We start from the raw sequence: 23,687 nt of genomic DNA on the forward strand, positions 1-23,687 counted from the left end.
TTTTGCGAGAGGCATATGATAAAAGATAGCACAATTTGTTAGGAAGAGCTGGTGAACTGAACTAGGAGACTCTCAGCAGATCCGGCCTAATGTCTTAACAAAGGTAATTTAGCGTGAGTTTCGGATAAGATCGCAGGACAATGTAGATGCTGGATGCAGCGCTCGCCTAACCCAGGAACGGGGTGGCAGCAAAAAGCAGGATAAACGCCGCATTAGAAATTCTTTGTATCGTGAATAAGGAGCTCCTGGGTTAGGCGAGCGCTGCACCCAGGCTACAAACTGTGTCTTATCCATAACTCACGTTAATTTAATAGAGACAGATCTCCATAAAGCAAGAAACAGGAGATAGACTAGAAATAAACGCCGATCTGTGCCGAGACAGTATCTGCCGCCCGCCCCGTTCCAAAGGAGGTCATGTTAACGGCACCAGCAGGAGCTGCTCCATTAGCAAATTGGTTAGTCCCATAATCGATATCATGTTTGTACTCTAAGCTTTCTACAGTGTCTTTCCATAGGGAAATGTTAAATACCCCAATAAAACGATGGTGGGGTAAATTCAAGGCCAGAGCATCTTTTGACCATTGATATCCAAGACCAATAGAAGATGGTCGATCAAATGCTCTAAAGGTCACACCAAATTCTGTTTGACCTGCTTGTGGTTTTGCTCCTAGTCCATTAAAACTTAGATCCTGGGGCCTAAATGCCTCAACAGCAGTCACCCACTCAGCGGCAAGATTAAATCGATCAAAGGCAATATTGCCGTGAACATCAACAGCTTGGGTTTTACGTACTACTTCATTACCATTAGAAAATGAACCAAATCCACCGAACGTTGTGCCAACATCAGCCGCGGTATTTTGCATACCGGAAGAATCATCTATAGAGCTAATATAACCAGCACCTATTTCGCCATTAAAACCGTTGAACTTATAGTTATATCCTAAATTCGCGCCACCAACACCAGATTTGCCCAAAGTGGTATCACTTCTATAAATATATCCGGCAGCAAATGGACCGGTGTCCCCTTGCGATTGGTAACCCAATATAAACGGCCTAGTTTTAGTTCGCGCTAAATTTAAAGGAATTGGAGCACTGATCATGGAACTAGAGTAACGACCAAAGGGTACATATAATTGCCCACCAGTAAAATACCATGGTGTTTTATCTAAATTACCTATGTTTACAAAACCCAAATTCAAATTAAATGATGAGTTATTTACTCGTGGGCCAACATCAGGAGGGCTCTCATCATAAGCAATAGAAATGTAAGCCTCTACATTTTGGTTAAGTGCTGCCGCCACATCCAGTTCACTTGAGCCAAGGGTAATGTCTGCACTAGTATTTCCGCGGAAGGAGCTATTGAGCACGCCTACTGGTTCTGCCTTTCCACTAAGGGCAACAATTGGCTTTTGCGGCACAGGATAACCCATGCTTTGATACGCTTCGTACAAACGACGACGCTGTTGCATTAAACGAATATCACGATTAATACTAGAGATATTCACAATATAATCAGAACCATCAAAAGCCGGCCTATCACCTAAATAGGGTGAAGTCACTACAGGTGTACCTGCGATATAAGTTACCACTCTATTATCAGCAACTAATGCTGTAGGATAGAAACCTATCGACTCTGGATGCTCATTAGGAGCATGTACGGTGACGCGCGAAGAATGATAGTAGCCCTGCGTCCTATTGCTTTTCTTAGTCTGGGTGGATGCGGATACATCTGATTTTTTCTTTGCCACTTTTACTGGACGATGATGCTCTTTGCGCGCAGGATGTGATACCAGTCTTTTTTGCAGCTTATTGAGCTGAGACTGTAACTGCTGAGTTTGATGTTGTAATCGTTGTATTTCCTGCAGCAACTGTTGATCATTTTCCGCATATAATGGCGATGAGAAACAGGCTAGAGCCAATATGACTTTCTTAAATTTCATGCGTACTCCTGCGTATTATTTTTACTTCCTATTCAAATGGGCAGGGAATTATATCGTGACAAATTCACAATGGCTATAACTAAAACATACTTATGTGTTTTAAGAACAATGAGTATAAAATTAAAGTAAACTATTATTTATTAATATCAATGATCTATCCATCAAACATTGGCAAAAGGGATACGATTTGTTCATCATGGAGGGAGATAAAGGGAACGACTGAACCGCTACATAAAAAAAGCCTACCACAGGAGATAGGCTTTACTTATAAAAGGTATATATTGCTTAAACATTACCTAAATATTTAACACCAAAATAAGGGCCATAGAGTCCGTAATTAACTGTAGTAATTGGGCTAAGAGGATTCTGTAAAGGCTGTGTTTGTAATACATTAAAATAATTGATTACTTGATAACCACCCTCAAAATTTACAACTCCTTGGGGCATATTATATTCATAGTTCAAACCAAGTTTAGCTTGTACAGTAGGTACTATTGCCTTCGACGCGATGTAAGTTGGTGATACAACTAATCCAACTGCAGTAACAACAAACTCACCGTCGTAACGACTGGTACCATAAAGGATAGAACCAGCACCATTAGCTGTTACCTTTAAGGCAGGAGTCAGGTTATATGAATAATCAATACCTAATACCGGACCAAATCCTTTGAAATCGGTATTATCCAAAAAGTCAATGGGTGAAAACGATAATATCTGCGCAACAAACACTGATGGATAATAATTCGTTTCATTTACTTGAAGATTGGCATATTGCATACCACCATAAAAACGAAGTTTTTTTACTAATCCGAAATCAACGTGTTGTCCAAAAACCACATTAACTTGATCTAATCTATTTTCGTTAGTCTGTGTAAATGGGGCAGAAAAAGGAAATACTGGAATAATTCCCACAAAACCAGACTGATTGGTGTTATTACTGTAATGAGTCCAATCTACTGTTATATCGCTTCCAGTACTATAATGATAAGAGCCCTCTGCTCTAAATCCAAAATTCCATTTGTTGTTTACATTCTGAAATAGTTCTGCTGCCTTAGCACCACCATAACTTGATTGTAAATATAATGCTTGAATACCAAAATCCCATAGCTTGGCTTCACATGGAACAGTCACATTCCCTGGAGCGCAGACAGGCCCCATCGTACCGGCGGACGCAAAGCTACTTGCTGCCAATCCGATTACAGCTAAAGTTGTCTTTTTCAACATATGAACTCCATTCCTAAAAAAAAAGCCCATCACATATATGATGGGCTCTTATAAATCTTAATTAATTAAGAAATTATACGTTACCAACATACTTTAGACCAAAATATGGACCAGATGCAGCAAAGTTAGAGAAGTTGTTTGAACCAACTCCAAAACCTGTTAAACCGTTGTTAACAGCATTGAAGTAGTTGAACCACATGTAACCAGCATCTAAAGTCAAATCACCTTGTGCCATAGCATAAGTGTAATTAGCACCTAACTTAGCTTCAACTTCAGGAACGACTTGAGTAATGGAGTTAGTACCAAATGCAGCAACAGCAGCATTATTGTTTAATTGGTTGTTGATTGTACCAACTAATATAGCACCAGCTGCTTTAGCATAAACGCCGAATCCGTTACCGAATACGTAGTTCATGTCTATACCAGTACGTGGACCGAATCCATTGTAGTTAGAATAGAATGGGTTAACGAAACCAAAACCATTGTCGTTGTTACCAATGTTAATACGTGCGTATTGGAAACCACCGTGGAAACGGATTTTCTTGTTAGCACTGAAATCAACAAACTGACCTAACTCACCATTAACAGCATCCCATCTTACACGGTTCAGATCATTCAAACCGAAGAAGAAGTTGTTAAAGTTGTTGTTATTGTTATCAGCATCTAAATGGTACCAGTTGATGTTAACATCATTACCAGTATTGAAATGGTAAGAAGCTTCTAATTGAAAACCCCAGTTCCAGTTGTTATCGTTGTTGCCGAAACCGTTGATGAAATCAAATTTTTCAAACTGAGCAAGAGTACCGAAGTTATTTTGGCTTCCGTAATAAACTGTTTGTAAATATAATGCTTGGCCACCGATATCCCAAGCTGTTCTTTCGCAAGGAACAGTAACATTTCCTGGGGTGCAAACTGGGCCCATAGTACCAGCAAATACTGCACTGCTACCGAAAGCAAGAACAGCTAACGCTGTTTTTTTCAAATTTAACATGCTTATCTCCACTTTTTTATTATTAATTTCCGTTCGTTACCAATTTAATACTAATCAGCAACAGTACGCATTTTTCGCTCTAATCGAGAGCGTACCTGGATAAATTATCCAGCTGGACTTTGATAAAGTCAACAGTATTGCTGAAATTTCTTAAAAAGTTAGCAAATTACACATTACCAACATACTTCAGACCAAAATATGGGCCTGATGCAGAGAAGTTAGTGAAATTATTGACACCAACTCCAAACCCAGTCAAGCCATTGTTCACGGCATTGAAGTAGTTAAACCACATATAACCAGCATCTAAAGTTAAATCACCTTGTGCCATAGCGTAGGTATAATTAGCACCTAATTTCGCATCAACCTCAGGAACAATCTGCGTGATAGAACCAAATCCAAATATAACTGGCCCGCCAGCAGCATAATTTAACTGATTGGTAATTGAGCCTGCTAAAACGGCACCTGCTGCTTTAGCGTATACACCAAGACCGTTACCAAACACATAATTCATGTCTATACCAGTACGTGGACCAAATCCATTATAAGAAGAATAAAATGGATTAACGACGCCAAAATAGTTGTTGTTATTTCCTATAATGATTCGTGCATATTGAAAACCTCCATGAAAGCGGATTTTCTTATTAGCACTGAAATCAACAAACTGACCGAACTCACCATTAACAGCATCCCACTTGGCTCGATTGAAATTACCGAACCCATTGTTGAAGAAGATGGTACTATTGTCGTTGTTATCAGCTTCTAGGTGATACCAACTAATGGTTATATCATTTCCAGTATTGAAGTGATAAGAACCTTCAATTTGAAACCCCCAATTCCAATTATCATTGTTATTAAAAGCATTGAATGGGGTAAACTCTTCAACCTGAGCTAAAGTAGCGAAATCATTCTGGCTGCCAGAGAAAACTGACTGCAAATATAATGCTTGAACGCCAAAATCCCAAGCAGTTCTTTCACAAGGAACAGTAACATTGCCTGGGGTACATACCGGCCCCATAGTACCAGCAAAGGCCACGCTGCTTCCTAAAGCAAGTACGGCGACTGCTGCTTTTGTTAAACTAAACATGCTTTGCCTCCACTACATTATTATTGAGTTCCATTTCATTGATAGCTCACTCTTTGGAGTTGCCAATAGCACACTTTCGTCGCTTAGGCTCGAAGCATGCAACGGTATCAGTATCTGCAGGGATTTTGCATAAGTCAAGAATTTCTATAAAAAAAAATCAACATTTTCATGAAGATATCGTTATTTTATTCATTAACGTTATTTTTTAATCAGACTGACAACTACACGACGATTGGCAGCGCGCCCATCATCAGTATCATTTCTAGCAATCGGTTTTAATGCCCCAAACCATGTCACCGATAATTTATTTTTAGGTACGCCAAGCCCTAATAAATAATGTTTTACAGCTTCAGCTCGAAATTGTGATATAGCATTGTTGTAACCTTTGCGTCCACTCTCATCGGCATACCCTTCTACGCGAATTTTCTCTATTCGCGTATCTGCAGCGACATATTGAGCAATACGCCGTAATTGGTCTTTATCGGCATCGGTGAGCATTTTACTATCTACCCCAAAATGGAACACACTTTCTTTCACATCGTCATAATTAAAAGGTAATAAACTGCCCAAACAGCGCTGATAAAGTGAAAATACTTTTTGAAACCTTATGGGAGAAAGCGCCACGGTCACATCAAAACCCTCTTCAGAATGATAGCTAAAATTTGCTTGATATCCCTGGGATAGATAAGTTAATAGTTTTAAAGCGGGCTCACGTGATAAATAAATGCCATATTCTCCTGGCTTTATAAACGTTCGACCAACAACAAAAGAGGGGCCAAAAGGTTTCCAGACAGGGGATTTAGCAGTCACATGAGCAGGCAGCGCGCGCTGTACCTGAGACCACTTGCGTAAAATAAAATGCGGCGACTTAGTTGCATATTGCTCGAAATAGCCAATACCGTAGTTAGGTATCATTAAAGAAAGACCACAACGAATAGGATTACCACTCATACGCCATTTTTCATCCCCCATAGGACTAATATAGTCAACATGAAGGGCGGCAAAAGAGGTATTTATTGCAAACACATACCCCATAACGCTAGTCTTTATATGTTTGCCAATCCTTTGTCCAAATGCCATTTTTTGCTCATCCCTATCGCCTAATTCGTGTTATTCTTATGTATCGGCAACGGCCTCGGAATCTTTATTATGAAAACTGTTACTATCAATCGCCCTGACGATTGGCATGTACACCTTAGAGATGGCGACCAGTTACTCCATACTGTTCCTGCTACTGCACAACATTTTGCCCGTGCTCTGGTCATGCCCAACCTAAAGCCAGCACTCACTACTTTGCCTGAAATTGAGCATTATAGAAATAGAATTATTGCTGCAATTCCCGATAATTCATCATTTAATCCTTATATGACGTTCTATCTCAATGAATCAGTTGCCGCAGAAGAGTTGCAGCAAGCCGCATCAATTCCTTATGTGTTAGGTGCCAAGCTCTATCCAGCCGGCGCCACAACTAATTCAGAGGCCGGCGTTAAATCATTAAATGATTTGTATTCCCTTTTTGAAGTATTACAAAATAATAATATGGTATTGCAAATTCATGGAGAGGTAACTCACAGTGACATCTTCGAGCGCGAAGCATTATTTATTGACGAATATTTAAGGCCTATTGCGGCTAATTTCCCTAAGTTAAGAATAGTATTGGAGCACATTTCAACTCAAGCAGCGGTTGATTTTGTTACCCAAGCCCCAGCAACAATTGCGGCAACGATAACACCTCATCATCTATTATATAATCGCAATCAACTACTGGCTGGCGGCATTAGACCGCATTATTATTGTCTTCCTATTTTAAAACATGAAAAGGATCAAAAGGCGTTACAAGCAGCAGCTAATAGCGGTAACCCCAAATTTTTTGCTGGCACCGACAGCGCGCCGCATTCTATAAATACCAAAGAGAATAGTTGTGGTTGTGCTGGTATTTATTCAGCTCCATTTGCGTTGGCGCTTTATACCCAAATATTTGATGAAATGAATCATCTGGAAAAACTAAATGATTTTACTAGCCGTTTTGGTGCTGACTTTTATCAATTGCCAGTGAATGCAGAAAAAATTGAATTAATAAAAACCCCTCAACCTATACCTGATTTAATGCCTTTAGGTTCAAATCAAGTTGTTCCTATAGCCGCTGGCGAAACAATACAATGGAGTATACATGGCCTCCCCAGATAGTATTTTAAGTCTAAAGATTAAAGAACGCTTTCGAGGCTTCTTACCTGTAGTTGTTGATGTGGAAACAGCAGGAATAGAACCAAAAAAAAATGCTCTTCTTGAAATGTGTATTGTGCTAATCGACATGGATGAGCAAGGTTTATTTCATCGAAGCAATAGCTATTTTGAACATATTTTACCGTTTGAAGGAGCAGAACTGGATGAAAAATCTCTTGCCTTTAATCAAATTGATCCCTATCAACCCTTACGCTTTGCAATAGATGAAAAAAGTGCTCTGGAGCGGCTGTTTAAACCCATTAATGAAGCACTAAAAAAAACACACTGCCAAAGGGCTGTGTTAGTTGGGCATAATGCATGGTTCGATTTATTATTTGTAAAAGAAGCCATCAAAAGGACTGGCGTAAAATCGCCTTTTCATGCATTCACCTGTTTTGATACGGCAACCCTAGGAGGACTAATTTATGGACAGACAGTTTTAGCTAAGGCAGCTAAGGCCGCGCGGATCCCCTTTGATCCGAATGAGGCTCACTCAGCAATTTATGATGCAGAAAAAACAGCAGATTTATTTTGTAGCATGATCAATACATGGAGAAAAATGGTTCAACCATAAATTCTTGAGTTCTTGCAAATTGAACCCGCATAAGGAAAAACCCCATGCGGGTTGATGAAATGACTTATAAAGAGTCAGAATGCTCAGCTAAATAAGCGGCAACACCTTGAGGAGAGGCTTTCATCCCAACATCGCCTTTCTTCCATCCAGCAGGACAAACTTCACCATGTTCTTCAAAGAACTGTACCGCATCTATAGTACGGAGAATTTCGTCTACATTTCTGCCGATAGGTAAGTCATTAACGATTTGTGAACGAACCATACCATTAGTATCAATGATAAATGCCGCACGGAAGGCAACGCCGGCAACAGGATGTTCTATACCATAAGATTGACAAATACTATGATTCATATCTGCAGCCATAGTATAGCGAACAGGGCCAATACCACCACTTTTTACCGGAGTATTTCTGTATGCATTATGAGTAAAATGAGAATCAATAGAAACAGAAACCACCTCAACGTTACGACTTTTAAATTCGTCAATGCGATGATCAAGAGCAATTAACTCTGAAGGACACACAAAAGTGAAATCTAAAGGATAGAAAAAAACTAATCCATATTTACCTTTTAAATGCTCATGCAAATTAAATTTGTCAACTATTTCACCATTTCCCATTACCGCAGCAACAGTAAAATCTGGCGCTTTACGTCCTACTAATACACTCATTTTATGATCTCCATTGCAAGATGCAGGATATTCCTGCACTTATTATTATAATTAGGCTGCAACCGCATCACGTAACATGGGCTCTAATTCACCTTGCTGAAACATTTCAGCAATGATGTCAGAACCACCAATCAATTCACCTTTCACATATAATTGAGGGAAAGTAGGCCAATCTGATACCTGTGGGAGCATTTGGCGAATATCGGGATTAGCAAGAATATCTACATAAGCAAAATCCACTCCACAAGCTTCTATGCATTGTACCGCACGAGCTGAAAATCCACATTGCGGCATCTTAGGGCTACCCTTCATATAAAGGATGATCGCATTTTCAGCAATTTGCTTTTTAATTTTTTCTAAAGTATCCACTTATGCACCTTTATTGATAATAGATCGCACTAATTATGGCGAAAACCGACCAAGCCCGCAACTAATCATTCTATAATGAGTCCAAGATTGTTATAAACCTTGAATTCACTGAATAGAACATTATTCGCAGAAGGTAATTACAGTGATTCTCCTGCCATCAATTAATGCCATTGTTTTATACTAGGACTAAAAATTTCCTGGGGACTAGATTATAGTACGAGTTCAATTTTTGCGCAACCAGCAATTAATCGTGTTAGTTCCTCTGGTCGAAGCTCCCCATAGGCTAGAACCATTTTTTAAATAGGCAATCGTTTGAATAGATGACCGTTAATTTAAGAAATATAAGAAGGGTATTTAATCAAATATGATTATGTAAAAGAGAATAAAAAAATAGTCATAAAATGCTTCCCTGCTACATTGAATATCGTACCTATCCTGCTACACTAAACTTCTTTATAAATTCCAGGAGATCAGCATGACATTTACGTTACCGCCATTACCCTATGCAATGGATGCACTTAGCCCACATATATCCAAAGAAACATTAGAATATCATTATGGCAAACATCATCAGGCTTATGTCACTAATTTGAATAAACTAGTCCCAGGCACTGAATTTGAAGGAATGAATCTGGAAGAGATCATCCTCAAATCAAAAGGAGGTATATTCAATAACGCAGCTCAAATTTGGAATCATACTTTTTATTGGCACAGCCTTAGCCCTAATGGTGGTGGCGAGCCTACAGGTAAAGTGGCTGACGCTATTAATCAAAACTTTGGTTCTTTTGCTGCATTCAAAGAACAGTTTACTCAAGCGGCAGCCACTACTTTTGGTTCAGGTTGGGCGTGGTTAGTTCAAGAAGATTCCGGCGCGTTAAAAATTATTAGCACCAGTAATGCCGGTACCCCAATGACAGAAGGCTTGACGGCTTTATTGACCTGTGATGTTTGGGAGCACGCTTATTACATTGATTACCGCAACGCGAGACCCGAATACCTCAACCACTTCTGGTCAGTCGTCAATTGGGATTTTGTTGCTCAAAATTTGAAATAAAGGAACAATAGGGAGAGATCATGGCTTTAATAACGTGCTATAACCCCATGCCAATAACATTCACCCATGGTGAAGGAGTTTGGTTATATGATGACCAAGGAAAAGCTTATCTCGATGGCCTAAGCGGGATAGCTGTTTGCGGATTGGGCCATGCTCACCCTGATGTAACTCGCACCATACAGCAACAAGCAGCAAAATTGCTCCACACGTCGAATGCCTTTCATATTAAAGAGCAAGAATTGCTTGCTCAAAAGCTCTGTGCTATGGCAGGAATGGAGCAGGTGTTTTTCTCCAACTCAGGAGCGGAAGCAAATGAGGCAGCTATTAAGCTAACCCGTCTTTATGGCCATAAAAAAGGTATAGAAACACCCTCAATTATAGTGATGGAAAAGGCCTTCCATGGCAGAACTATGGCCACCTTAACTGCATCAGGTAGTCGCAAAGTTCAAGCGGGTTTTGAGCCTCTTGTCCCTGGATTCATTCGCTCACCTTTTAATGATTTAGATGCCATTCACAAAATTGCAGCCAATAGAGAAGATGTAGTGGCCGTTATGATTGAACCTATTCAAGGAGAAGGAGGTATTTATTCTGCTGAAGAAGGCTATCTTCGTGCCCTAGCACAACTTTGCGAGCAAAAAGGTTGGATGCTTATTCTGGATGAGGTGCAAACAGGTAATGGCCGTACAGGAAAACTGTTTGCCTGTATGCATTACAACATACAGCCAGATATTCTTACTACAGCAAAGGGATTAGGTAATGGTGTTCCCATCGGTGCATGCCTGATGAGCAAAAAGGCTATGGATTTATTTAAACCAGGAAATCATGGTTCAACTTTTGGTGGTAATCCCTTAGCATGTGCCACAGCATTAACTGTTTTGGAGGTCATTGAACGCGACAACCTGTGTGAAAAAGTAACTAAAAACAGTGCCCTCTTAATGGATAAATTAATAAATAATCTAGGCGAGCATCCTCACGTCAAAGCTATACGCGGCAAAGGTTATATGATAGGCATAGAACTTGATAGACCAGTTAATGATATCAAAGCCATTGGCTTGGCTAATGGGGTAGTATTCAATATTACCGCCGATACGGTAATAAGGCTCTTACCTCCTCTTATTATTAACGAAGAAGAAATAGAAGAATTGGTAAATCGATTAACGATGACTATTAATCAATTTACTGCTTAGGTAATAGGCTTAACTTAAGCAGTAGGTTGAGCCACGGAGAAAATTATGAGCGCTCTCTTTCATTTGGCATTTCCCATACATGATTTGGAATTAGCTAAAACCTTTTATCTAGATAAATTAGGCTGTGAACTAGGTCGATCATCCGAACATGCTTTGATTTTTAAATTGGGTACACATCAAATTGTTGCCCACAAAATAGATGCGCCCCTTCCTCCTCAACAAGGTATTTATCCACGACATTTTGGTTTAATTTTCCAAGAAAAAAGTGAGTTTGACGCATTGATTGAACGATTAAATAGCAAGCATGTTCATTTTGAAATCCCATTAAAAACACGCTTTCCTAATTCAAAAATAGAACATCAATCTTTCTTCTTAAAAGATCCGACTAATAATCTACTTGAGTTCAAATATTATACTTATCCCTCCGCCATATTTGGCGAACACGAATTGAAACAAATAGGAGAAGGCAAACAAGGATAACTTCTAACGATGTTTCAGGAGATGCAAATAATGAGCAACCACTACCGCTTGATTGGTAAAAATCCATTTTACTCCTCTATTTATTTCTCTCCACAGGCTATTTTTTGAATCCACAAAACCAACACCTAATACTTGATATGCCTCTGTTAATTGTCGTATTCGCTCATTCGTTAATAATAAATAACTTCCCATAACCCCACCATAATTGTTTTTTATGCTTAAATCACAAAATGCTTTGACATTATTGTGCACGGGGACGAGTAGTAATGACTTATGAGGAAATTGGGTTAGTGAATTAAAGATCTCTGGAGTAAGGGTTAATAAATGATAGTCAGTCACTGGCGATAAATGCTGTAAAGTCTGTACTAATATAGCCTCATCTTGAAGAGGATTTTTGAGTTCAATAAGCAAATGCATCTGTCCGCCAAATTCGGCAATCACCTCAGCAAGTGACGGTATTTGTGGCGCTAAAGAGCGTATTGCACTGAAAGTTAGGTCATTTATAGCAACGTTTTGCCGCCATAATCGATTTAAGGTGGGATCATGGTTAACCACTAAAACATTATCCGCGGTAACATGTACATCAAGCTCAATTCCCCAACAACCTGCTTTTTTTGCTAGTCTAAAAGCCTCCATAGTATTTTCAAAAATACCCGCTGGATTATTATGCGCTCCTCGGTGAGCAATAAGCCGTACTTCATTAATATCTGCAATATTAGGCTTCTTCCTAGGAGTAGCCGCAAAATAACCATTAAGTATTTTTTCCGCTAGAGCCAATAAATCCATAGTAAGCCTTATTTTTAGATAAATAATATTAGATCTCTTTTATCTTAGGATCGATGAAAAAGTAGTAAACGATTTATTTTATGCTGCTAAAGATTAAAAGGTAAAGGAATGGTTCCTTGATTTTTTACCCTCTCCTATTCCATTAATAGGCCGAATTGTGTAAAAATGATATGATTTTTTTATCTTGCTAATCAATGAGCTTATCTTGTTAGCTAATTTTATAACCGAGACCTTTATATGTCATTAATTACCACCAATCTGGAGTTGGCTGTTTTAGATTTACAAGCTGGCAAGCCTGTAGCCATACCCACAGAAACTGTATATGGATTGGCCGCATCGATTTATAAAGCAAAGGCGATTAAAGCCGTTTTCGAAATGAAAAACAGGCCACTCAATCATCCGCTAATCGTCCATGTGGCAACCGATTATAATTTGAATGAGCTCGTTGAAAATATCCCGGAATATGCGCAACAATTAATTAAAAAATTTTGGCCCGGTCCCTTAACTTTGGTATTAGAAGCCAATAAAGAACAAATTAATCCTTTAATAACAGGAGGGCAAACTACTGTTGCCATAAGATGCCCTGCCCACCCATTGACCCAAAAATTATTACAACAGCTGGATTCTCCTGTTGTTGCACCCTCGGCCAATCCTTTTGGTAAAATTAGTCCAACAACTGCGCTACATGTGAAGCAAGCATTTAACGAACAACAGTTAACGATTCTGGACGGCGGCCGATGCAAGGTGGGTATAGAATCGACAATAATCGATGCAACACATGCTGATAGTTATAAAATTCTACGTCATGGTGTAATTGATGAAAAAACGATAGCGGCCGTCATTTCAACCCATTGCTTAAATGATGAAAGTGACATTCGCGTTCCAGGAAAATTAGAAAGTCATTACCAACCACAAAAAAAACTGTATTATTTTGACCGCTATGAAATGCTCGCCAATTTTTGTCGAAAAAGAGAAGGAGATGTTTACGTCATTGCGAGTCAACAACCTGCTCTAATAGAAGCTCACCACTTCTATCCTCTGGCAAAGAATCCCAAAGAAGCTGCTTTTGATTTATATTATCAATTAAGAAAAGCGGATGCATCAAATGCCATGTGTATTGCTATAGAGTTGCCCCCTGAATCAAGTGAATGGCAAGGAGTGAGAGAACGAATTATCAAAGCAGGCTTCCCCTACTCCAAATAATGCTCTCAAATTAGGATTTCTACCCTCCCTATTGACAGGGTAGAAAAATTTGCGTAAGTTAGCGCCCATGCCGAGGTGGTGAAATTGGTAGACACGCTAGCTTCAGGTGCTAGTGGGGGCAACCCCGTGGAGGTTCAAGTCCTCTTCTCGGTACCATATATAGAGTTTATTTAATATTATTCCCTATTGCTTGACCAAAACGGATAGCACTCCCAGCCTTTAAGGCTTTATTCCATGCCACTTGTTCACCGTTAGCAAATAGTAATACAACCGTTGAACCTAATTTAAAAAAACCCATTTCATCACCTTGAGCCATTTTTTTCTGTACTGCATCCTGAGAGTAATCGAAACTGACTTTTTTTCTTCCTCGTTTCACATCACCATGCCAACTAGTTCCTATAGCTCCAACTATAGTTGCTCCGACAAGAACCATAACCATAGGGCCAACAGCGGTTTTAAAAAAAACAGCTAAGCGTTCATTACGGGCAAATAACTTAGGGATTACTCGAGCCGTAGTGGGTTGAACAGAAAATAATGCTCCGGGAATATAATTCATGGATTGTAGTTCTGCATCTATGGGCATGTGTACACGATGGTAGTCTTTGGGCGATAAATATAAAGTAGCAAATTGCCCATCGACGAATTGCTCTGCTGTTGCTGCATCACAGGCAAGGAGTTCCTCTACAGAGTAATAGCGACCCTTAGCTTGCACTAATTGGCCATGATTAATTGCGCCAATTTCACTAACACAGCCGTCAACAGGAGAAATAATATCAGCCTCAGCTAATGGCCTGCATTCGGGCTTTAAATGACGAATGAAAAAATCATTAAAACTGGGATATAAGCTAGGATCCTCAATTAACGCCTCACTCATATTGACACCATATTTATTTATAAATCGACGAATAATATAATTTTTAACTCGTGGAGTTTTAACGTCAGCTAAACATCCTGCAAATGCAGTAAGACCGTGTTGGGGAATAACATATTGCGGTAGTGTTTTTAATAAATCAAAAGACATGAAACTTACTCATAGTTTTTGCAAAAAGAGAATCATAACTCAGCATGCTCTGTTGTCACAACAAAAGCATGCCAATCGCATTTATAATAGTCTATTTTAATGAATTAAAGCAGAAGAACCGCTTGCACTTTGCTTTTGTGTCACCTTGGATTTTGCCACATCTTGTTTTTGAGATGGCCCCTCAGAATACTTTTTTATTGCCTCATAAATATCCGTATCCTCTTGAGGGTTGTATTCCATAATCAGTTTTTTACCTAGCCTTTTTTCAAAATCCTCTTCCGTTTTGGCAGCAGGTTTGACTTTGGCAGTAGTTCTCATTTCCACTCTAATATCAGTTTTCATCCCGGCTATTATTTTCTGAAATAATGTAGTGCTAAGAGTCGAAGTTTTCTCACCTTTAAGAAAGATAAAGGCGAGGACTTTTGCCTTATTTGAATAAGCCTCTAAATATCCCTCTACCTCTTTTCGCCTCGAAGAGGCACTAAACCACAAGCCAGACTCATAATCATGCAATGCGGAGTCCATTATTGCTTTAAATTTTTCGTCTGATAATGTTTCGACCCAGTCAAATAAAGTCTTATAAAATAATGTCATCCCGCCGCTAGAATATAAATGGATAAACCGTTTATCATTCTTAGCAAAATTAACGGTTGCTTGAGTATAAGATAGTAGATCCTTGGCAAAGACCGCATCTTTTATCGCATTGCTCACACTAGGAATTGGATATGACTGCAGCATAATCGGAGTCAGATGTTGGATAAGTAATTGATTCAATGCCCCGGTATCTGTATCGCCAGTACTAAAAATATACGACAATCGATTATCTCCACTTTCAGATTTACTTTTCCGTAGATATTCTTTTACTGGCTCTGCCCGTTGTCGTGTGGATATGAAGCGTACATAAGGAGCATAATGGGTATCGATAATATCAGTAATATACCCATTTAAATCATCTGCCTTTAATCCTTTCGCCCACTGGAAGAGATAATCATTATACCGCCTTATTATATTTTCATGAGTATGAGGTAATACTTCCTTTGGCACCGTTGTTGAAATGGTCTCTTTCATCTGCTCATCTGTTCTAGTTAAATGCAGTGGAAAATCCACTTCTTCAATAAATTGCTTTAAAGCAGAAGCAATGCGATTAAACTCATCGGCATTAGAGTTGTGCCATAGTTTTTCCCGGATAGATACATTGTATTTTTTGTACAAACTATCCAAGCCCAAAACAAAATCAATATTATCCCTTTCGGTCAAATCCTTACGTTCTTTTGTATAATAAACTTTAGCCAGAGCGTGAATGCTGTTGGAAAAATCAGCTAGCTCTAATAATGCTGTACGAAAACTACTATTTTTATCCACAAGAATTAATGGCTCGATTTTTTCTTTGGACAAGTCAGGCATAGAAGCAAGCATTTCAGAAGCACTAATTAAGCTATCATCAGTAACTTTCTTTCCTTGTACTTCCGCTACTTCCGCTTGCTGAGATAATTGAAACAACAGTTTATTGACCAATTGATAACAATTATGTAGTAATTCATTTAATGTCGGCGTATAAGCATCTCGCCAAATCTGATGATAACGCCTTTTTAGTTCTGCCTCATCATATTTAAGTTCATCGTTGTCCAAGCCGCTATACAGGGTCCTATTCTGTTCTTTTACCCATTCCTCAACATTTCTATAGAGCGACGGTTTATGGTATAATGAAGAACAGGTCGATGGCATCGCTACACCATAACCATTATCATCACACCCCATATAAAAAACGACTACTCGGTACAAATTATCATAATGCTTCTGGTAAAGATTCATCATAAAATCAACAAAACTCATTGTATTGCTTTTTTCATTGCATAACAGAGGAAATGCTTTTTCGTAAGCAACCCGTAAACTCACGTCGACTTCATCTAAAGACGTGTAATTAAAAGTCATGTCGCCAAAAAGCTCAGTTAATCGTTTTCGTGTTACCTCTGGCTGGTAAGTCAACAATATTTTCATCGCTGCCGCCAATTGCTGCTCTTTTGCTTTCTTATCCCCGGCCAACTTTCCAAATTGGGACGGATCGGCGTAACCTTTACCCAGCCAGGGCGTAGCAATAGTGCTGTGTAATGCGGAGGGAAATGTTTCCTGGCCCGGATATTGATAAGAAGGCCAATGAAAAGGTAAGGAATCTTTAACATTAGGAAATACTTCCCAATCACGAACAGTCAAATTAATTCTTTTTTTAGGAATACCAATAATGGGACGAGGCTCTTTCATTAAGATGGTAAACCAATAGAAGAACATATCAAAGTCGATGTCGCCTTCGAGACTAATATTGTGAGGATGGGCGTCGTCGTCATCGAGAAACCATCTGCCCAAAAGCAGTTCCATTATATTTTTCTCGATCAATGTTTCACTGCTGGGAACGGCCTTACTTTTCAGAGTAGTGTCTAAAGGGACTGGCTCACTACAAAAATTTAATGGTTGATATCCCTCTACATCTAACGACAAAGTTCCTACTATTTTACCGTCTTTGTCGTATATCAAACGCTCTTCCGCAGAGCGTTTCCCCTGAAACAATCGCTTAAACAACGAGACAGCAACACTGATTTTCGCTAAAAGCTCAGGATAATGCCCTTTAGGATCGAGTCGCTTAAAAAAACCTTTTTTAGTAATTCCGTCCTCAGAAAAGGAAACACGGAACGTTTGATGAGAGCTGTCCTCAACAGTTGAATCTGCATCTAGAAATTCTAGATCACTCTCCCTGAGTGCTTTTTTGGGTATACCCATATAGTCAAGTCCTTTATATCTTATCAATGCGTCCCTAATTCATATTAAGCGGAAATAATCAACAAGTTCAAGAGTGCTTTTCATTCAAATTAAGGATTGGAGGGTTTTTTTTGAATAGACAATACTCATCTTGAGTAATTTATCTAAGGATAGCCCATTAAATAAGACAAATTATGACAAAATTTCTCTCAGCTGAATAACAGCGACAATCATTTATACTCCCTATTGAACGAACATCGATGTGCAGTACAACTGTTTGACGTTAAAAAGATAAAATTGAGGCGGGCTCTGGAGATTCGATAACATGAATGACCTCCTTATCCAGGCTCTTTAATTGCTCACCTAATCCCGTTTGATTAAAGAACCAGTAATTTCCTGTCCGTTTTTCTTTAATATCATTGCCTATACCACAAGTTAAAATAAAAATGGCTATATTAGCTATAGTAATTAACGCTTTGTACAGCCACGATTCTATTTTAGGATCGACTATACTTAACACCTGCATTTCTATTTCATTAATCCGAGCATTAATATCCACTGCGGCCTTGGTTAATCCATCATAAGCAATGCTGTATAGAGTTCGTCTATAATCTTTATCTTTTTTTTGCCATTGCGTAATCTGGTCATTATTCGCACGCGATTCGCGTAAACTTTCTTGTACTTTTTTACATTCTTCCTCTACACGTAAAATAATCCGTCTAAAACGACTTCCTTTTATTCCCTTTTCTTCTGCAGCCAAAGCAATAACTCCTTTATTAAAGCCCAGGTCCTGCATCTGTTTTGCACAAATAAAGCGTTCATGTAAATTTTTCGCAAGGTGTTGTAATGTTCTATCAGTTATTCCTTGAATGGCTTTACCTTGAGTTACTGGACCATTTTTAATTCCAAGGTAAAGAAGCCTTATTAATTCTTGTCGATGAAAATCATTTTCCACCTTATTAAAATCAGGTAAAAATAAGCGTAGTAATGCCCCTTGCTTATTACTTTTCGTAAGCATAATATACGAATCACTCAAGTCTACTCCTGATTTTTTTAGCACATCTAATGACTTGATCAACTCAGCTAACTCTTCAGCATCCAGTAGTTTTAAATTATCTTTTATAGCGGCTTTACCAAACTGCTCTGCATAATGGTGCATAATAGATAGCTTTTGATGCTCTAACGGCGTTAAGGCAAGCTCTCTTAAATTCTTAATGTGGGTTACTTCTGTCTGATCTAATGACACCAAAGTTTTGGCAAGCATAGGGTAAGTTTCTGTTGCCCGGACTATTTTGTGCGAAAAATGCCCCTTAGCCCAAAAAATAAGACATAATTTCTTTGTATCTTCATTGTCTAGTCTATGAATATACTCCAACTCACTACATTTATCCGTGATCGCTAAAAACCGTGGTATATCATGCGTATAACCTAGTTGAATCAGGGTCAGTATTGCATGGTAATATGACTCTTCTGAGAGAATTAATGTAAATAAATTCAATGAGTATTTATTTTTAAGCAGGAATGGAATTAATTGAATTTGAGCGTTGTTCCACAAAAAACCGCCTCGCGTTTTTATAAAGACATGTTTTTGTAAGAGTTCTTTGTGCTCATTGAGTATATTCTCTTCATAAAACAAGATTATCATCTGCAACAGATTTCTATTAACCTGCTCATCATCACTCAACACTAACTGTTCGATTTCTTTTCTTAAACCGCTATTTTTTGATAAACAGTCCTTTAACATCGCAGCAGATAAAGACAGCTTATATTCAGCCAATAAATCAAGAGCAGGATTGTCGGCAAACAAAAGTTGCGGTTGAATATCACTAGGATTAAACAAATCAATAGGAAGCTCATTGACTTGATCGCTAACCCCTGCCAACTGCCCCAGGTGAGTTAGTTTAGTTCGTAGGGCATTAATTTCTCCTGACTCTAATTCAATAATATTTGGTAACGAATCATGAATAACATAGACTTGTATTAGACGTAATAAATGCACTAATCTCATAGCGCGAATATTAATTTCCCCGCAGCTTGCTTTAATTACCTGCTGCAATACATGTTCGATCCCAGGAGAATGAATTGGCTTCATTAATGAAGCGTCGAGTGATTCTGTAGTAGATACAGTAATATTTAGCCCGGCTGCTTTAATATAAGGATTTAAATTAAAACCAGACAAAATAGTAACGTCCCTTTTTTCTGGTGCAAGATGAGTATTTTTTACAAGAGCGATTACCCATTGTGTTGGCTCATCCTGTCGGTACATCAACATACAACCACAAAGCTCTTGCTCTTCATTAACAAAAGCAAAATGTTGATGGACAAAGTTTTCCTCATAATCGTGAAGACTTTCACCATCCTTTCTTAACGGTTGAGCATGGTTTAGAATCCAAAATAAATTTCCAGCAGTCATGTTTCCTGAAAGGTAATAAGACTCCTCTGCTTTTGTTTCCCAAGTGTCCACAAAATATTGAGATTGATCTGCACTACCAAGAAATCTAGTTTTAGGTAGATCCCTCCCTATTGATTGAGCGCCAGGATATGCTGTAATCATCCATTCCAAATCAAAAGCATGAAATAGCTCTTGGACATTACCTTGTACTAGATAAATCATATTCATTTTCTCAAGACTACTGACAGCGCGCATTATAAATAATTATTATCAATAGTGATAACCCCTTATAAAATTTGTATCATTTGTATTTTTTTAATCTGTCCTGTATCTTGTCCTCGCTCTTCTTATCGCTTTTTATTCCGGTCATTTTTTCAGGATATCCAGTCGATAAGAAGTGAAATAACAACTTAATGGCGGTTACATGAAATTTAATATTATTGGTGCGGGAAGATTAGGTAAAAATATTGCCCTAGCATTATCTACAGCACAGATTGCCACGTTGCAATCAGTATGTAATCAGCATCCTGGAAGTGCTAAACAATCCTGCCATGAGATGGGTTTAGGAAATGCGGTAAATGAACTTACGGAATTACCTGAAGCAGATATTACCTGGCTCACCAGTAATGATGATTCAATTAAACTCATAGTAACCTCCCTTGCCGAACTCTCTTTATTGAAACCTAAAAGTATGGTCATTCATTGTAGTGGTGTTTTAAATTCAACGCTATTAGAACCGCTGAGAGCACAAGGTTGCTTGGTTGCTACATTTCATCCTTTAAAGGCTTTTAGAACAGGCTATTTGAGCGCGGACGCGTTTAATAATGTTGATTGTGTTGTGGAGGGTGACCAGGAGGTTTGTTCTTGGCTCCATCAAGCATTTACTCAATTAGGAGCTCATTTGTTCACAATTAACTCGACAGCTAAAGCAGCATATCATGCGGCAGCATGTCTAGCCTCCAATTATTTAATTACCTTAGCCTCCTGTAGCGAGCAGCTACTTCTAAAAGCCGGCATTCCTCAAGAGCAAGCAAAACGGTTAATTTGCAAGTTAATGCAAGGAAACTTAAATAATCTACAGGAAATACCAGTAATCGCCGAATCACTTACTGGACCATTAATGCGTGGTGATAACGAAACACTGGCTTTACACCTTCAAGCAATAGAGGATCCTACTGTAGAAAAACTATATAAAACCGCAGGACTAGCTACTTTACCGTTGACCCAATTATCAAAAGATAAAAAACAAATTATTGCTGAACTACTGGAAAGTCACTAGATATTATTGATATTTAGTGGCAAATTAGCAAAATAGTAACAAGCCTAATAATGTTTCACGGGAAACAATAAAATAGATTTCTTACAAAATTTGTCATAGAGAAATAACTGGGGTTGTTTGATGACGGCGTAGCAACTGCCTTAAATTAAGCATTCAAGACCGTTGCCACCTATAGTCCTTATCTATTCAGCGACAGTAACCTGCAAATGAGTAACGCTTTGCAACCCTCTTGGTAAGTGGTTCCCTCTACGTCCTCGCTCGCCTTGATAATGAGCCAGATCAGCACCCTTTAGAGTAAAATGGCGTTTTCCAGCATGTACTGTTAAGGAGTCATTCAGAGTTAAAGTTTGAATATCGACTATATATTCCTCTCGTGATGCCGCTTTAGCTGAAGGTATATTAATTAACTTATTCCCCTTACCTCGGGACAGTTCAGGCAGCTCACTGACAGAGAAAACAAGCAGCCGCCCTACATTGGTTGCACAAGCGACAAGAGCCTCTTCTTGGCTGGGTAACAATCTAGGAGGTAATACACGGCTGTTTGTTAACAGTTTAATGCATGCTTTTCCATTACGGTTTTTCACATATAAATCGCCGACTTTAGCAATAAAACCATAACCCGCATCACTGGCCAATAATACTTTTTGCTCAGGCTCTCCACCGACTATCGCTTCAAAAACCATTCCTTCTGCTGGATTTAATTTACCCGTTAATGGTTCTCCTTGACCACGCGCGGAAGGTAATACATGTCCAGGTAAAGAATATACTTTTCCTTCGCTATCCAAGAAAACAATTTGCTGATTAGAACGCGCTAAAGCTTGGGCCTTAAATTCATCGCCTGCTTTATAAGTAAGATCTCTACCATTAATGTCGTGTCCTTTTCCAGCTCTTACCCAACCATTTTTAGACAACACCACCGTAATGGGTTCATTAGGTAAAATGTCTTCTTCTTTTAATGCCTGAGATTCTTGGCGAGCGATAATTGGAGACCGACGCGCATCCCCAAATTCATCGCGATCTTTAATAATTTCTTCTTTAACCAATGCCCTTAATCGAGACTCGCTAGCTAAAGTTCTTTGTAAATTATCGCGCTCAACACTAAGCTCTTCTAATTCACCGCGTAATTTAATTTCTTCTAATTTAGCTAAATGACGCAACTTCATTTCTAAAATGGCTTCTGCCTGACGTTCGCTTAAATTAAAACGAGCAATTAATCCCTCTTTAGGATTGTCATGCTCTCTAATAATAGCGATTACTTCATCAATATTTAAATAGGCAATAAGCAGCCCTTCTAGTACGTGAATACGATCTAGAACCTTTTCTAATCGATATTGCAAACGTCTTTTTACCGTCGCTAAACGATAAGTGAGCCATTCATTTAATATGGTCAGTAAACCTTTTACCCGTGGTTTACCGTCCAGTCCTATCATATTAAAATTAACACGATAACTTCGCTCTAGATCCGTTGTTGCAAATAAATGAGACATAAGTCCCTCTACATCAACACGATTTGATTTAGGAATGATGACTAAGCGGGTAGGATGTTCATGATCTGATTCATCGCGTAAATCTTCAACCATTGGCAATTTCTTCTGCTGCATTTGCAGAGCAATCTGCTCCATTATTTTGGCACCAGACACTTGATAGGGTAAATCCGTTATTACTATGTTATGCTTTTCTTCCTCATAAATAGCTCGCATTTTAATCGAACCACTACCTGATTCATACATCGTCTTAATAGCATCACGTGGCGTAATAATTTCAGCGCGTGTAGGAAAATCAGGTCCTTTAATATACTCACCAATTGCGGTTAAGTCAGCTTGAGGATTATCCAACAGATGCACACAAGCGTTAGCGACTTCCGTTAAATTATGCGGCAAAATATCTGAGGCCATACCCACAGCAATACCCGTTGCCCCATTGAGTAAAATATTAGGCAAGCGTGCGGGTAAAAGAGAGGGCTCTTGTAAGGTACCATCAAAATTATCGACCCAATCCACAGTACCTTGCAGCAATTCGCCGAGTAACACATCGGCATAGCGAGATAATCGTGCTTCGGTATAGCGCATAGCAGCAAATGATTTGGGATCATCAGGAGATCCCCAGTTTCCTTGTCCGTCGACGAAAGGGTAACGATAAGAAAAAGGCTGGGCCATTAGCACCATGGCTTCATAGCAAGCACTATCACCATGAGGATGAAATTTACCTAATACATCCCCTACAGTTCGTGCTGATTTCTTATATTTTGCAGTAGCTTTTAAACCAAGCTCGGACATGGCATAGACAATACGGCGTTGCACGGGTTTTAATCCGTCGGCTATATTCGGCAAGGCCCTGTCTAATATGACATACATGGAATAATCAAGGTATGCTTTTTCGGTAAACTCTGTTAGCGGTTTTCTCTCTGTCACTTCATTCATCTTTTTTTGTCATTAGGTTGTTAATTGCTATCCACTCAT

The 23,687-nt window shown here is 38.9% G+C and carries 19 protein-coding genes and 1 tRNA gene; 8 read left to right on the forward strand and 12 right to left on the reverse strand.

What is annotated here, in order from left to right; all coding sequences use genetic code 11:
• Positions 1-350: 350 nt before the first annotated feature.
• From LFA_RS17180 to LFA_RS17200, 5 genes are all read right to left on the reverse strand, one after another.
• Positions 351-1,940: an LbtU family siderophore porin gene (locus tag LFA_RS17180; RefSeq protein ID WP_045097250.1), complete on the reverse strand. Its 1,590-nt coding sequence runs from the start codon at positions 1,938-1,940 to the stop codon at positions 351-353.
• Positions 1,941-2,225: 285 nt separating this feature from the next.
• On the reverse strand, positions 2,226-3,164 hold the full coding sequence (locus LFA_RS17185; protein WP_045097251.1) for an Lpg1974 family pore-forming outer membrane protein: 939 nt from the start codon (positions 3,162-3,164) through the stop codon (positions 2,226-2,228).
• Positions 3,165-3,237: 73 nt separating this feature from the next.
• Positions 3,238-4,155, reverse strand: a complete 918-nt coding sequence (locus tag LFA_RS17190) for an Lpg1974 family pore-forming outer membrane protein (RefSeq protein ID WP_045097252.1) — start codon at positions 4,153-4,155, stop codon at positions 3,238-3,240.
• Between the two features lie 166 nt (positions 4,156-4,321).
• Positions 4,322-5,239, reverse strand: a complete 918-nt coding sequence (locus LFA_RS17195) for an Lpg1974 family pore-forming outer membrane protein (RefSeq protein ID WP_045097253.1) — start codon at positions 5,237-5,239, stop codon at positions 4,322-4,324.
• A 198-nt stretch (positions 5,240-5,437) separates the two neighbouring features.
• Complete coding sequence (locus tag LFA_RS17200) at positions 5,438-6,319, reverse strand: flagellar protein MotY (RefSeq protein WP_045097254.1); 882 nt, start codon at positions 6,317-6,319, stop codon at positions 5,438-5,440.
• Positions 6,320-6,388: 69 nt separating this feature from the next.
• Between LFA_RS17200 and pyrC the strand changes: the two genes are divergently transcribed.
• Both pyrC and rnt read left to right on the forward strand, forming a co-directional pair.
• Positions 6,389-7,426: a dihydroorotase gene (gene pyrC, locus LFA_RS17205; RefSeq protein ID WP_045097255.1), complete on the forward strand. Its 1,038-nt coding sequence runs from the start codon at positions 6,389-6,391 to the stop codon at positions 7,424-7,426.
• Positions 7,410-8,036 (forward strand): ribonuclease T, encoded by a 627-nt coding sequence (gene rnt, locus LFA_RS17210; protein WP_045097256.1) that lies wholly within the window; start codon positions 7,410-7,412, stop codon positions 8,034-8,036. The genes pyrC and rnt overlap by 17 nt, the downstream gene beginning before the upstream one ends.
• Positions 8,037-8,100: 64 nt before the next feature.
• Here the strand turns inward: rnt and LFA_RS17215 are convergent, their stop codons facing one another.
• Together LFA_RS17215 and grxD are read right to left on the reverse strand one after the other, a co-directional pair.
• Positions 8,101-8,706, reverse strand: a complete 606-nt coding sequence (locus LFA_RS17215) for a peroxiredoxin (protein WP_045097257.1) — start codon at positions 8,704-8,706, stop codon at positions 8,101-8,103.
• A gap of 51 nt (positions 8,707-8,757) precedes the next feature.
• Positions 8,758-9,075 (reverse strand): Grx4 family monothiol glutaredoxin, encoded by a 318-nt coding sequence (gene grxD / locus LFA_RS17220; RefSeq protein ID WP_045097258.1) that lies wholly within the window; start codon positions 9,073-9,075, stop codon positions 8,758-8,760.
• A gap of 475 nt (positions 9,076-9,550) precedes the next feature.
• Here grxD and sodB point away from each other — a divergent pair, with 475 nt between their 5' ends.
• Genes sodB through LFA_RS17235 form a run of 3 tightly spaced genes read left to right on the forward strand, consistent with a single transcriptional unit; the run spans position 9,551 to position 11,796 of the window.
• Positions 9,551-10,129, forward strand: coding sequence for a superoxide dismutase [Fe] (sodB, locus tag LFA_RS17225; RefSeq protein WP_045097259.1), 579 nt, complete (start codon positions 9,551-9,553; stop codon positions 10,127-10,129).
• 20 nt (positions 10,130-10,149) lie between these two features.
• Entirely contained in the window at positions 10,150-11,316 is a 1,167-nt protein-coding gene (locus LFA_RS17230; RefSeq protein WP_045097260.1) for an aspartate aminotransferase family protein, read from the forward strand.
• 45 nt (positions 11,317-11,361) lie between these two features.
• Positions 11,362-11,796: a VOC family protein gene (locus tag LFA_RS17235; RefSeq protein WP_045097261.1), complete on the forward strand. Its 435-nt coding sequence runs from the start codon at positions 11,362-11,364 to the stop codon at positions 11,794-11,796.
• Between the two features lie 3 nt (positions 11,797-11,799).
• Here LFA_RS17235 and LFA_RS17240 read toward each other — a convergent pair whose 3' ends face one another.
• Positions 11,800-12,582: a glycerophosphodiester phosphodiesterase gene (locus tag LFA_RS17240; protein WP_045097262.1), complete on the reverse strand. Its 783-nt coding sequence runs from the start codon at positions 12,580-12,582 to the stop codon at positions 11,800-11,802.
• 237 nt (positions 12,583-12,819) lie between these two features.
• Between LFA_RS17240 and LFA_RS17245 the strand changes: the two genes are divergently transcribed.
• Both LFA_RS17245 and LFA_RS17250 read left to right on the forward strand, forming a co-directional pair.
• Positions 12,820-13,785, forward strand: a complete 966-nt coding sequence (locus LFA_RS17245; RefSeq protein ID WP_045097263.1) for an L-threonylcarbamoyladenylate synthase — start codon at positions 12,820-12,822, stop codon at positions 13,783-13,785.
• 69 nt (positions 13,786-13,854) lie between these two features.
• Positions 13,855-13,941: transfer RNA gene (locus LFA_RS17250), tRNA-Leu, on the forward strand.
• A 10-nt stretch (positions 13,942-13,951) separates the two neighbouring features.
• On the opposite strand, the gene asd is transcribed toward LFA_RS17250, so the two are convergent.
• The 3 genes from asd to LFA_RS19630 all read right to left on the reverse strand — a co-directional run bounded on the left by asd (position 13,952) and on the right by LFA_RS19630 (position 20,171).
• Positions 13,952-14,806, reverse strand: a complete 855-nt coding sequence (gene asd, locus LFA_RS17255) for an archaetidylserine decarboxylase (protein ID WP_045097264.1) — start codon at positions 14,804-14,806, stop codon at positions 13,952-13,954.
• A 96-nt stretch (positions 14,807-14,902) separates the two neighbouring features.
• A complete protein-coding gene (locus LFA_RS17260; RefSeq protein ID WP_045097265.1) occupies positions 14,903-17,578 on the reverse strand; it encodes a hypothetical protein in 2,676 nt (891 codons plus the stop codon).
• 262 nt (positions 17,579-17,840) lie between these two features.
• Complete coding sequence (locus LFA_RS19630; protein ID WP_157010405.1) at positions 17,841-20,171, reverse strand: hypothetical protein; 2,331 nt, start codon at positions 20,169-20,171, stop codon at positions 17,841-17,843.
• A gap of 202 nt (positions 20,172-20,373) precedes the next feature.
• Between LFA_RS19630 and LFA_RS17270 the strand changes: the two genes are divergently transcribed.
• Positions 20,374-21,228 (forward strand): Rossmann-like and DUF2520 domain-containing protein, encoded by an 855-nt coding sequence (locus tag LFA_RS17270; protein WP_045097266.1) that lies wholly within the window; start codon positions 20,374-20,376, stop codon positions 21,226-21,228.
• 182 nt (positions 21,229-21,410) lie between these two features.
• On the opposite strand, the gene parC is transcribed toward LFA_RS17270, so the two are convergent.
• Positions 21,411-23,648 (reverse strand): DNA topoisomerase IV subunit A, encoded by a 2,238-nt coding sequence (parC, locus tag LFA_RS17275; protein WP_045097267.1) that lies wholly within the window; start codon positions 23,646-23,648, stop codon positions 21,411-21,413.
• Positions 23,649-23,687: the final 39 nt, after the last annotated feature.

This window comes from Legionella fallonii LLAP-10 (assembly GCF_000953135.1).
GTDB lineage: Bacteria > Pseudomonadota > Gammaproteobacteria > Legionellales > Legionellaceae > Legionella > Legionella fallonii.

Excerpts from the sequence above, each read along its gene's own strand:
- LFA_RS17180 (WP_045097250.1), bottom strand. The coding sequence starts at position 1,940 with ATGAAATTTAAGAAAGTCATATTGGCTCTAGCCTGTTTCTCATCGCCA.
- LFA_RS17185 (WP_045097251.1), bottom strand. The coding sequence starts at position 3,164 with ATGTTGAAAAAGACAACTTTAGCTGTAATCGGATTGGCAGCAAGTAGC.
- LFA_RS17190 (WP_045097252.1), bottom strand. The coding sequence starts at position 4,155 with ATGTTAAATTTGAAAAAAACAGCGTTAGCTGTTCTTGCTTTCGGTAGC.
- LFA_RS17195 (WP_045097253.1), bottom strand. The coding sequence starts at position 5,239 with ATGTTTAGTTTAACAAAAGCAGCAGTCGCCGTACTTGCTTTAGGAAGC.
- LFA_RS17200 (WP_045097254.1), bottom strand. The coding sequence starts at position 6,319 with ATGGCATTTGGACAAAGGATTGGCAAACATATAAAGACTAGCGTTATG.
- pyrC (WP_045097255.1), top strand. The coding sequence starts at position 6,389 with ATGAAAACTGTTACTATCAATCGCCCTGACGATTGGCATGTACACCTT.
- rnt (WP_045097256.1), top strand. The coding sequence starts at position 7,410 with ATGGCCTCCCCAGATAGTATTTTAAGTCTAAAGATTAAAGAACGCTTT.
- LFA_RS17215 (WP_045097257.1), bottom strand. The coding sequence starts at position 8,706 with ATGAGTGTATTAGTAGGACGTAAAGCGCCAGATTTTACTGTTGCTGCG.
- sodB (WP_045097259.1), top strand. The coding sequence starts at position 9,551 with ATGACATTTACGTTACCGCCATTACCCTATGCAATGGATGCACTTAGC.
- LFA_RS17230 (WP_045097260.1), top strand. The coding sequence starts at position 10,150 with ATGGCTTTAATAACGTGCTATAACCCCATGCCAATAACATTCACCCAT.
- LFA_RS17235 (WP_045097261.1), top strand. The coding sequence starts at position 11,362 with ATGAGCGCTCTCTTTCATTTGGCATTTCCCATACATGATTTGGAATTA.
- LFA_RS17240 (WP_045097262.1), bottom strand. The coding sequence starts at position 12,582 with ATGGATTTATTGGCTCTAGCGGAAAAAATACTTAATGGTTATTTTGCG.
- LFA_RS17245 (WP_045097263.1), top strand. The coding sequence starts at position 12,820 with ATGTCATTAATTACCACCAATCTGGAGTTGGCTGTTTTAGATTTACAA.
- asd (WP_045097264.1), bottom strand. The coding sequence starts at position 14,806 with ATGTCTTTTGATTTATTAAAAACACTACCGCAATATGTTATTCCCCAA.
- LFA_RS17260 (WP_045097265.1), bottom strand. The coding sequence starts at position 17,578 with ATGGGTATACCCAAAAAAGCACTCAGGGAGAGTGATCTAGAATTTCTA.
- LFA_RS19630 (WP_157010405.1), bottom strand. The coding sequence starts at position 20,171 with ATGATTTATCTAGTACAAGGTAATGTCCAAGAGCTATTTCATGCTTTT.
- LFA_RS17270 (WP_045097266.1), top strand. The coding sequence starts at position 20,374 with ATGAAATTTAATATTATTGGTGCGGGAAGATTAGGTAAAAATATTGCC.
- parC (WP_045097267.1), bottom strand. The coding sequence starts at position 23,648 with ATGAATGAAGTGACAGAGAGAAAACCGCTAACAGAGTTTACCGAAAAA.